The 874-nt window shown below is 54.0% G+C and carries 2 protein-coding genes; both read right to left on the bottom strand.

The window, feature by feature from the left end:
• The coding region (locus A3754_RS01080) for a hypothetical protein (RefSeq protein WP_156496660.1) at window positions 1-506 on the bottom strand (506 nt) is incomplete at its 3' end.
• Window positions 503-874: site-specific integrase (locus A3754_RS01075; RefSeq protein ID WP_156496659.1), on the bottom strand; the 372-nt coding region annotated here is incomplete at its 5' end. The genes A3754_RS01080 and A3754_RS01075, both read right to left, overlap by 4 nt.

Here is an 874-nt window from a genome sequence, read left to right as displayed (position 1 = left end):
ACGGAAATTTTGTTTTCTTTAATGAATCGGTAATACCAGTTCTTCGCTGTTCCTCCAGAGAATCCGGCACCATTACCGGGAAAGTCCATTTCCTTCGCGATGTCATCAAACATACCAGAATCAACGCCCTGCCCCTTGATGCGGCGCTTGAGAACACGATCAAACACCGCCTTCCCGTGACGCCGGTATCTCATCTCGTCAGATGCCCGCTTATTCTTGCGTCCTACCTCCAGCGCATCATCCAGCGTCCTAGCCTCAAAGTCGTGCCAACGCACAATGCCGTTGTATACCGCATCAGCTAGCCAGTCAGGCATCACCAGCCCGTGACGGGCGCAGGCCGCCAAGGCATAAGGCAAGGCGGTTTTGTCGCCGCTTTCGTGCTTCTCCCGGTGTTCCTCAACAATCTGCATGGCCTCGAACTGGCGGCCACTACAGCGTAGATCTAGCAGATCCTCATTGTTCTGGTGTGAATATGCCCAAGCCTCGGCTGCGGTTTTAAATTTCATCCCTCACCCCCAAAAGCCATATCCAGGGCTTTCGCTTTGTGGTCTGGTGACAAGTGCGCATAAACCAGCGTCATTTTAATGTCGGCATGGGTCATCAATTCGCGCACAGTGTTAATGTCCACACCAGCCATAACCAAACGGCTGGCGAATGTGTGGCGCAGGTCGTGGAAACGGAAGTTTTCAATCCCGGCATCTTCCAGAATCGCCGCAAAGCCCTTTTTAACGTCCGTCAGTGGGCCGCCAGTGATTGGGGAATGAAATACCGTCGTGTAATCGCCCCATTGTCGCCTGCATTGCTCCAGCACCGCACAGGCTTCACGGGAAAGCGGTAACACGGCTGGCTCGATTTGCTTGCCTGCCTTACGCCG

It is taken from the genome of Alcanivorax sp. HI0083 (assembly GCF_001635175.1).
This window is presented reverse-complemented; position numbering and strand designations above follow the sequence as displayed.